The following is a 9,144-nucleotide window of genomic DNA, read 5'->3' on the forward strand; positions in this document are numbered from 1 at the left end:
GGCCGTCCGTTCGCGGGCCGGTCCTCCGCGCCGACCGACGAGGTCACGGCGGTGGTACGGGCGGTGCGGACCGGCCGGGGCCGGGGCGTCACGTCCCACTCCGGGACCGGGTCGCCGTCGAAGGAGCGGCCCGTGAAGTCGTACTCCGCGGTGCGGGGGCCCGGGACGCTCGGGACGGCCGGGGCGGCGACGGTCTCGGCGGTGTGGGCGGAGTAGGCGTACGCGGCGGCCGGGGCGGCAGGGGCGGGGGCGGCGTCCGGGAAGCCGCCGGAGGGCGCCGCGGTCTCCTCCGTCGCGTACAGGTACGCCTCGCTGCGGGCGTACGTCTCCGCGTAGGCCTCCGGGTTCAGGTACGGCGCCGTGCCCATCGTGGGCGGGCCGTCGGCGCCGGCGCCTCGCGGGGCCAGGCCTTCACCGTAGGAGCCGTCAGGGTGGGTGACGCCGGCGGCGCGGCTCGTGGCGGCGCGGCCGGCGTCGGAGCGTCGGTGGCGTCCCATGTCCTGGCCTTCCTCGTTCTGGCGGTCGGCGTGTCTCGCGACCAGCCCGAAACTCGACGATCACGAAACTCACACGAACGAGTGAGTTTCATATGAGATTTATGGGTGGCGACGCTACCGCATGGCGCCTGGGGGCGGAGTGCCCGGTGTGACTTTGTCCGGTTAGGTTGCAGGCATGAGCGAGGATGTGCGACTGGTCGCCTGGGTCCGCGGACACGTCCAGGGTGTGGGTTTCCGCTGGTTCACCCGGGCCAAGGCGCTGGAGATCGGCGGACTTCAGGGATTCGCCCTGAATCTCGGCGACGGCAGGGTCCAGGTGGTCGCCGAGGGCGCCCGCGACCGCTGCGACCGGCTGCTGGAGTGGCTCCAGGACGGCGACACGCCCGGACGCGTGGACGGAGTGACCGAGATCTGGGACACACCCCGCGGCGGCTACGACGGCTTCGCGATCCGCTGACGAGCCCCCGCCGGGCCTGCGTACCGAGGGGCGCGCCGCCTGTGCCGTGCGTCGTCCGCGGGTAAAAAAGTGCTGGTGATCGAGGCGAACCGCTTGCCAGGGGCACGTGCGCCCGCCAAGATGACCGCCACGCCCCGAGGCCCCGTGAGGCACGCGTCGCCGCCGCAGTGCGGCCGTACGCGCCCGGTTGTCGCCCGATACGGGGCGTGATCGTGTTGACCCTCAAACTTTTTGGTGAGACGCTGAAAGCCCCGCGCACCTTAGCTGTTTGGCATGGCTGAACGGCAGCACAACTCCAGGCCTGCCAAGCACCGCGGGTGCGAATCCCTCACGACCCACACCGCATCGGTCGGTCACTCATTGTGGAGGACCATCCATCATGGCAAAGGCGCTTCTCGGTTACGTCGGCGGCTCCGACCCGCGACTCCTCGCCGAGATGCGACGGCTCCAGCAGCGCGTCCAGGACCTGGAATCCGAGCTCGTGCGGATCCAGGCGGAGAAGGACGCCCTGAAGGCTGCCGCTTCTCACGACAGGATCATGGAGAGCGTTGACGCACACCAGGCGGAGCCTGCGCTCACCTGATCACTGCACGCTCCACGAACAGCAGCGCAGTGGTCGGGCTTGCCCGTCACCACCGCCAGGCAGTCAGAACTGCAAGGGACGCTCCGGCGTCCCTTCTTTCTTCACCCCTTCGCGTCCCGAACCGCTGAGCCCGCCGGCCGCCTGCGGAGGACCCCGCGACCCCCGCGCCGCGCACTCTCTGTTCCGCGCACCTTTTCACCTTCTCAACGTCTGGCATGCCCTGCGCGTTCACCCGCGAAACCGCGCGCTCATGGAGTGAGACATGCCCGGCGGGTAGAGTCCGGCGGCGTGCACCTCAAGGCCCTGACCCTCCGCGGCTTCAAGTCGTTCGCCTCCGCGACCACCCTGCGGTTCGAACCGGGGATCACGTGTGTCGTCGGCCCGAACGGCTCGGGCAAGTCCAACGTGGTGGACGCGCTCAGCTGGGTCATGGGCGAGCAGGGCGCCAAGTCGCTGCGCGGCGGCAAGATGGAGGACGTCATCTTCGCCGGTACCACCGGCCGCCCGCCGCTCGGCCGCGCCGAGGTGTCCCTGACCATCGACAACTCCGACGGGGCGCTGCCCATCGAGTACTCCGAGGTCACCATCACGCGGATCATGTTCCGCAACGGCGGCAGCGAGTACCAGATCAACGGTGACACGTGCCGTCTGCTCGACATCCAGGAACTGCTCTCCGACTCCGGCATCGGCCGCGAGATGCACGTCATCGTCGGCCAGGGCCAGCTCGACTCCGTCCTGCACGCCGACCCCATGGGCCGCCGCGCCTTCATCGAGGAGGCCGCCGGCGTCCTCAAGCACCGCAAGCGCAAGGAGAAGGCGCTGCGCAAGCTGGACGCGATGCAGGCGAACCTCGCGCGCGTGCAGGACCTCACCTACGAGCTCAGGAGGCAGCTCAAGCCCCTCGGTCGCCAGGCGGCGGTCGCCCGCAGGGCCGCCGTCATCCAGGCCGACCTGCGCGACGCCCGCCTGCGTCTCCTCGCCGACGACCTCGTCACCCTGCGCGAGGCGCTCCAGGCCGAGATCGCCGACGAGGCCACCCTCAAACAGCGCAAGGAGGCCGCCGAGGCCGAGCTGAAGAAGGCGCTCCAGCGCGAGGCCCTTCTGGAGGACGAGGTACGCCGCCTCACTCCGCGGCTGCACAACGCCCAGCAGACCTGGTACGAGCTCTCCCAGCTCGCCGAACGGGTGCGCGGCACCATCTCGCTCGCCGACGCGCGCGTGAAGAGCGCCACCTCCGCACCCCCCGAGGAGCGGCGCGGCCGGGACCCCGAGGACATGGAGCGCGAGGCCGCCCGCATCCGCGAGCAGGAGGCCGAGCTGGAGGCCGCCCTGGAGGCGGCCGAACGCGCGCTGGAGGACACCGTCGCCCACCGCGCCGAACTGGAGCGCGAACTCGCCCAGGAGGAGAGGCGGCTGAAGGACGTCGCCCGCGCCATCGCCGACCGGCGCGAAGGGCTCGCCCGGCTCAAGGGACAGGTGGGCGCCGCCCGCTCCCGCGCCGCCGCGGCCCAGGCCGAGATCGAACGCCTCGCCGCCGCCCGCGACGAGGCGCAGGCGCGCGCCGTGGCCGCCCAGGAGGAGTACGAGGCCCTCCAGGCGGAGGTCGACGGCCTCGACGCCGGCGACGCGGAACTCGCCGAGCGGCACGAGGAGGCCAAGCGCCGGCTCGCCGAGGCCGAGGCCGCGCTCACCGCCGCCCGCGAAGCGGTCACCGCCGTGGAGAGGAAACGCGCCGCGACCCAGGCACGCCACGAGGCCCTGGCGCTGGGCCTGCGCCGCAAGGACGGCACCGGCGCGCTGCTGGAGGCGAAGGACGGCCTCACCGGCCTGCTCGGCCCGGCCGCGGAACTGCTGACGGTGACGCCCGGCTACGAGGTGCCGCTCGCGGCCGCGTTCGGCGCGGCGGCGGACGCCCTCACGGTGTCCTCCCCGTCCGCGGCGGCCGACGCGATCCGGCTGCTGCGCAAGCAGGACGCCGGACGGGCCGCCCTCCTGGTCACGGGCCCGTTCCCGGACACGGCGGAGCCGGCCCCCGCCGCATCCGCACCCGCCACTCCCTCCGGAACCCCCCTCCCGGCGGAGCGCCTGGTCAGCGGTCCCGACGACCTCATGCCCGCCGTACGACGGCTCCTGCACGGCATCGTCGTCGTCGGCACCCTCGAGGACGCCGAGGAACTCGTCCACGCCCGCCCCGGCCTCACCGCCGTCACCGCCGAGGGCGACCTGCTCGGCGCCCACTTCGCGCACGGCGGCTCGGCCGGCGCGCCCAGCCTGCTGGAGGTGCAGGCGTCCGTCGACGAGGCGGCCGCCGAGCTGGAGGAGCTGGCGGTGCGCTGCGAGAAGCTGGCCGAGGCGCAGGAGGCGGCGGCCGGACGGCGCCGGGAGTGCGCGGCCCTCGTCGAGGAGCTGGGGGAGCGGCGCCGGGCCGCCGACCGGGAGAAGTCCGCCGTCGCCCAGCAGCTCGGCCGGCTCTCCGGCCAGGCGCGCGGCGCCGCGGGCGAGGCCGAGCGCGCCGGGGCCGCCGCCGCACGGGCGCAGGACGCCCTGGACACGGCGCTCGCCGAGGTGGAGGAGCTCGCCGAGCGGCTCGAGACGGCCGAGGAGATGCCGTACGAGGAGGAGCCCGACACCTCCGTGCGCGACCGGCTCGCCGCCGACGGGGCCAACGCCCGCCAGACCGAGATGGAGGCCCGCCTCCAGGTCCGTACGCACGAGGAGCGGGTCAAGGGGCTGGCCGGACGGGCCGACTCCCTGGACCGGGCCGCCCGCGCGGAACGCGAGGCACGCGCGCGTTCCGAGCAGCGCCGCGCCCGGCTGCGCCACGAGGCCGAGGTCGCCGCCGCCGTCGCCGCGGGCGCCCGCCAGCTGCTCGCGCACGTCGAGGTGTCCCTGGCCCGCGCCGCCGAGGAGCGCACCGCCGCCGAGGCCGCCAAGGCCCGCCGCGAGGAGGAGCTCGCCCGTGCCCGCACCGAGGGGCGCGACCTCAAGGCCGAGCTCGACAAGTTGACGGATTCAGTGCACCGGGGCGAGGTACTCGGCGCCGAGAAGCGGCTGCGGATGGAGCAGCTGGAGGCGAAGGCGCTGGAGGAACTGGGTGTCGAACCGGCGGGGCTGGTGTCGGAGTACGGCCCGCACCAGCTCGTGCCGCCCTCGCCCCCCGCCGAGGGCGAACAGCTCCCGGAGGACCCGGAGCACCCGCGCAACCAGCCCCGTCCCTTCGTCCGGGCCGAGCAGGAGAAGCGCCTCAAGGCGGCCGAGCGCGCCTACCAGCAGCTCGGCAAGGTCAATCCGCTCGCCCTGGAGGAGTTCGCGGCGCTGGAGGAACGCCATCAGTTCCTCAGCGAGCAGCTGGAGGACCTGAAGAAGACCCGCGCGGACCTGCTCCAGGTCGTCAAGGAGGTCGACGAACGCGTCGAGCAGGTCTTCACCGAGGCCTACCGGGACACGGCCCGGGAGTTCGAGGGCGTCTTCTCCCGGCTCTTCCCGGGCGGGGAGGGCCGCCTGGTGCTGACCGACCCCGACAACATGCTCACCACGGGCGTGGACGTCGAGGCGCGTCCGCCGGGCAAGAAGGTCAAGCGGCTGTCGCTGCTGTCGGGCGGCGAGCGGTCGCTGACCGCGGTGGCCCTGCTCGTGTCGATCTTCAAAGCGCGGCCCAGCCCGTTCTACGTGATGGACGAGGTCGAGGCCGCGCTCGACGACACCAACCTCCAGCGGCTGATCCGGATCATGCAGGAGCTCCAGGAGGCCTCGCAGCTGATCGTGATCACGCACCAGAAGCGCACCATGGAGGTCGCCGACGCGCTGTACGGCGTCTCCATGCAGGGCGACGGCGTGTCCAAGGTCATCAGCCAGCGTCTGCGCTGAATCGGCTCCAACTCTTCAATATGTGAACCTTTGGCGGGTGCCTTCGGGTTCATGTCTGGGCCCGGGCCGGGTTTCACGTCTACTAACTCACAGCCAAGGGCCTATTGACTTCAAAAGATGAAGGCATAGTCTCTGCAATGTTGTTTTTACCTTCAGGTGCCTACGACGGAGACCTTGAAGGGCTGACCCCCCACCCGGCGATGTTGCCGGTGGCCCGAGGAGTACACGTGAGCAGCACCGCGCAGGCACAAGCGTCAGGAGCCAGGCCGGCTCATCCCGAACATCTCGGGCATGTCATCTTCATCGCCGCTGCCGCCGCCATGGGCGGCTTCCTCTTCGGCTACGACAGCTCCGTGATCAACGGCGCCGTCGAGGCGATCCGCGACCGCTACGACGTCGGCTCCGCCGCGCTCGCCCAGGTCATCGCCGTCGCGCTGATCGGCTGCGCGATCGGCGCCGCCACCGCCGGCCGGATAGCCGACCGCATCGGACGCATCCGCTGCATGCAGATCGCCGCGGCCCTCTTCACCGTCAGCGCCGTCGGCTCCGCGCTGCCCTTCGCCCTGTGGGACCTCGCCTTCTGGCGCGTCGTCGGCGGCTTCGCCATCGGCATGGCCTCCGTCATCGGCCCCGCCTACATCGCCGAGGTCGCCCCGCCCGCCTACCGCGGCCGGCTCGGCTCCTTCCAGCAGGCCGCGATCGTCGTCGGCATCGCCGTCTCCCAGCTCGTCAACTGGGGCATCCTGAACGCCGCCGACGGCGACCAGCGCGGTGAGCTGCTCGGCCTGGAGGCCTGGCAGCTGATGCTCGGCGTCATGGTCGTCCCGGCCGTCCTCTACGGCCTGCTGTCCTTCGCCATCCCCGAGTCGCCCCGCTACCTGATCTCCGTCGGCAAGCACGAGCGCGCCCGCACGATCCTCGAAGAGGTCGAGGGCAGCGGCATCGACCTCGACGCCCGCGTCACCGAGATCGAGACCGGCATGCACCGCGAGGAGAAGTCCAGCTTCAAGGACCTGCTCGGCGGCAGCTTCTTCTTCAAGCCGATCGTCTGGATCGGCATCGGCCTGTCGGTGTTCCAGCAGTTCGTCGGCATCAACGTCGCGTTCTACTACTCCGCCACGCTGTGGCAGTCGGTCGGCGTCGACCCCTCGGACTCGTTCCTCTACTCGTTCACCACGTCGATCATCAACATCGTCGGCACCGTCATCGCGATGATCTTCGTCGACCGCATCGGCCGCCGGCCGCTGGCCATCATCGGCTCCGTCGGCATGGTGATCGGTCTCGCGCTCGAGGCCTGGGCGTTCTCCTCTAACCTCGTCGACGGCCGGCTGCCCGCCACGCAGGGCTGGGTGGCCCTGATCGCGGCCCACGTCTTCGTCCTCTTCTTCGCCCTGTCGTGGGGTGTGGTCGTCTGGGTCATGCTCGGCGAGATGTTCCCGAACCGGATCCGTGCGGCGGCGCTCGGTGTGGCCGCGGCCGCGCAGTGGATCGCCAACTGGGCGATCACCGCGAGCTTCCCGTCGCTGGCGGACTGGAACCTGTCCGTCACCTACGTGATCTACACGGTGTTCGCGGCGCTGTCGATTCCGTTCGTCCTGAAGTTCGTGAAGGAGACGAAGGGCAAGCGGCTGGAGGAGATGGGCTGACGCCCCTTCCTCCCTCCCCGTGACCCGGGGGGTGGGGGTCTTCCTCCCCGCTGCTCCTGCCCCTCGCTCTGCCACCCCGTCCGCCCCGGCTCGGCCTTCGCCGAGCCGGGGCGGCGCTGTGTGTGGTCCCGTGCGGGTGGTTGGGGGCTTGGCGCGCAGTTCCCCGCGCCCCTGGCCTCGCGGCGTTGTCGGGGGACGCGGCGCGCGTCCGGTTGGGGGTGCGCGGGAGAGCATGGCTGATACTGGACGGGTTATGGACATCGTCATCCTTGCTGTAGTCATCGCCGTGGTCGTGCTCGGCGCGCTCGGCGGGCTGATCGTCGGGAGCCGGCGCAAGAAGCCGCTGCCCCCGCCGCCGCCCTCCGCGCCCGACATCACCGCCCCGCCGGCCGAGCCGCACGTCGGCGAAGAGGCCGAGACGCCGCGGGAGGAACCGCGGCGCACCATCGAGGAGGTTGATCTTCCGGCGGGCGCCGGTCCCGTCGTCATCGAGGAACCGCCCGCTGCCGAGGCTCCCGAGATCGAGATCCCGGAGCCCACCGCCGGCCGCCTGGTCCGGCTGCGCGCGCGACTGTCGCGCTCCCAGAACGCCCTGGGCAAGGGCCTGCTCACCCTGCTGTCCCGCGAGCACCTCGACGAGGACACCTGGGAGGAGATCGAGGACACCCTGCTCACCGCCGACGTCGGCGTCCAGCCCACCCAGGAGCTGGTCGAGCGGCTGCGCGAGCGGGTCAAGGTGCTCGGCACCCGCACCCCCGAGGAACTGCGCGGACTGCTCCGCGAGGAGCTGATCACGCTGGTCGGTCCCGAGATGGACCGCACCGTGCACACGGAGAACGCGGCCGGCGGCCCCGGCATCGTGATGGTCGTCGGCGTCAACGGCACCGGCAAGACCACGACCACGGGCAAGCTCGCCCGCGTTCTCGTCGCCGACGGCAACACCGTCGTCCTCGGCGCCGCGGACACCTTCCGTGCCGCCGCCGCCGACCAGCTCCAGACCTGGGGTGAGCGGGTCGGCGCCCACACCGTGCGCGGCCCGGAGGGCGGCGACCCGGCCTCCGTCGCGTTCGACGCGGTCAAGGAGGGCAAGGAGATGAGCGCCGACGCGGTGCTCATCGACACCGCCGGCCGGCTGCACACCAAGACCGGCCTCATGGACGAGCTCGGCAAGGTCAAGCGGGTCGTGGAGAAGCAGGCCCCGCTGGACGAGGTGCTGCTGGTGCTCGACGCCACCACCGGCCAGAACGGGCTGGTGCAGGCCCGGGTCTTCGCCGAGGTCGTCGACATCACCGGCATCGTGCTCACCAAGCTCGACGGCACCGCCAAGGGCGGCATCGTCATCGCCGTCCAGCGTGAGCTGGGCGTCCCGGTCAAGCTGATCGGTCTCGGCGAGGGCGCGGACGACCTCGCGCCGTTCGAGCCCGCGGCCTTCGTGGACGCCCTCCTGGGGGAGTGACCCCGGAGCCGTCCGGCCCCGTACGCGAGGAAGCGCCCGCCCCCGGACCGGGGGACGGGCGCTTCGCCGCGTACGGGGGCGTCGTCAGAGGCGTCAGGATCCCGAGCGGTGCGCCACGTACGCCAGCGTGCCGAGCAGCAGCCGCGCCTCCGGCGGACGGGAGGCGGAGTCCAGGGCGGGGGAGCGCAGCCAGCGCACCGGGCCGAGGCCGGCGCGGTCCGACGGCGGCGCCGTGACATGCGAGCCGCGTCCCAGGCCGCGCAGGTCGAGGGCGTCCGGGTCGTCCCAGCCCATGCGGTACAGCAGGTCGGGCAGGGCCGCCGCGGCGCCCGGCGCGACGTAGAACTGCGCCCGGCCGTCCGGGGTGGCGGCGACCGGCCCGACCGGCAGGCCCATCCGCTCCAGCCGCGCCAGGGCATGGCACCCGGCCGGCTCCGCCACCTCGATCACGTCGAACGCCCGCCCGACGGGCAGCATCACCGAGGCGCCCGGGAACTCCGACCAGAGGGCGGTGACCTCGTCCAGCGGCGCGCCCGCGCGGATCACCGGCGCGTGCGGCAGGGGGTGGGCGCCCGGCGCGCGGCAGCCCGCGCGGCCGCAGGAGCAGGACCCGGCGACGGCGCGCGCGCCGGGCACCA

Annotated in this window: 6 protein-coding genes and 1 pseudogene; 5 read left to right on the forward strand and 2 right to left on the reverse strand. The window is 72.5% G+C overall.

Annotated features, from left to right (window positions below):
- Positions 1–497, reverse strand: a pseudogene (locus CCN29_RS33255) (CAP domain-containing protein); the annotation flags it as partial.
- A 175-nt stretch (positions 498–672) separates the two neighbouring features.
- On the opposite strand from CCN29_RS33255, the gene CCN29_RS33260 reads away from it, so the two are divergent.
- The 5 genes from CCN29_RS33260 to ftsY all read left to right on the forward strand — a co-directional run bounded on the left by CCN29_RS33260 (position 673) and on the right by ftsY (position 8,506).
- Complete coding sequence (locus tag CCN29_RS33260; protein ID WP_006130461.1) at positions 673–954, forward strand: acylphosphatase; 282 nt, start codon at positions 673–675, stop codon at positions 952–954.
- Between the two features lie 379 nt (positions 955–1,333).
- On the forward strand, positions 1,334–1,537 hold the full coding sequence (locus tag CCN29_RS33265; protein ID WP_006130460.1) for a hypothetical protein: 204 nt from the start codon (positions 1,334–1,336) through the stop codon (positions 1,535–1,537).
- Positions 1,538–1,825: 288 nt separating this feature from the next.
- Positions 1,826–5,404 carry a chromosome segregation protein SMC gene (gene smc, locus CCN29_RS33270; RefSeq protein ID WP_086686213.1) on the forward strand — a complete coding sequence of 1,193 codons (3,579 nt, stop codon included), beginning with the start codon at positions 1,826–1,828 and terminating at the stop codon, positions 5,402–5,404.
- Positions 5,405–5,631: 227 nt separating this feature from the next.
- Complete coding sequence (locus CCN29_RS33275) at positions 5,632–7,050, forward strand: sugar porter family MFS transporter (RefSeq protein WP_006130458.1); 1,419 nt, start codon at positions 5,632–5,634, stop codon at positions 7,048–7,050.
- Positions 7,051–7,303: 253 nt separating this feature from the next.
- Positions 7,304–8,506: a signal recognition particle-docking protein FtsY gene (gene ftsY, locus CCN29_RS33280; RefSeq protein WP_006130457.1), complete on the forward strand. Its 1,203-nt coding sequence runs from the start codon at positions 7,304–7,306 to the stop codon at positions 8,504–8,506.
- A gap of 93 nt (positions 8,507–8,599) precedes the next feature.
- On the opposite strand, the gene CCN29_RS33285 is transcribed toward ftsY, so the two are convergent.
- Positions 8,600–9,144: bifunctional DNA primase/polymerase (locus tag CCN29_RS33285; protein ID WP_086686215.1), on the reverse strand; the 545-nt coding region annotated here is incomplete at its 5' end.

Origin of the sequence: Streptomyces pseudogriseolus (assembly GCA_002154585.1) — a bacterium.
Lineage (GTDB): Bacteria > Actinomycetota > Actinomycetes > Streptomycetales > Streptomycetaceae > Streptomyces > Streptomyces pseudogriseolus.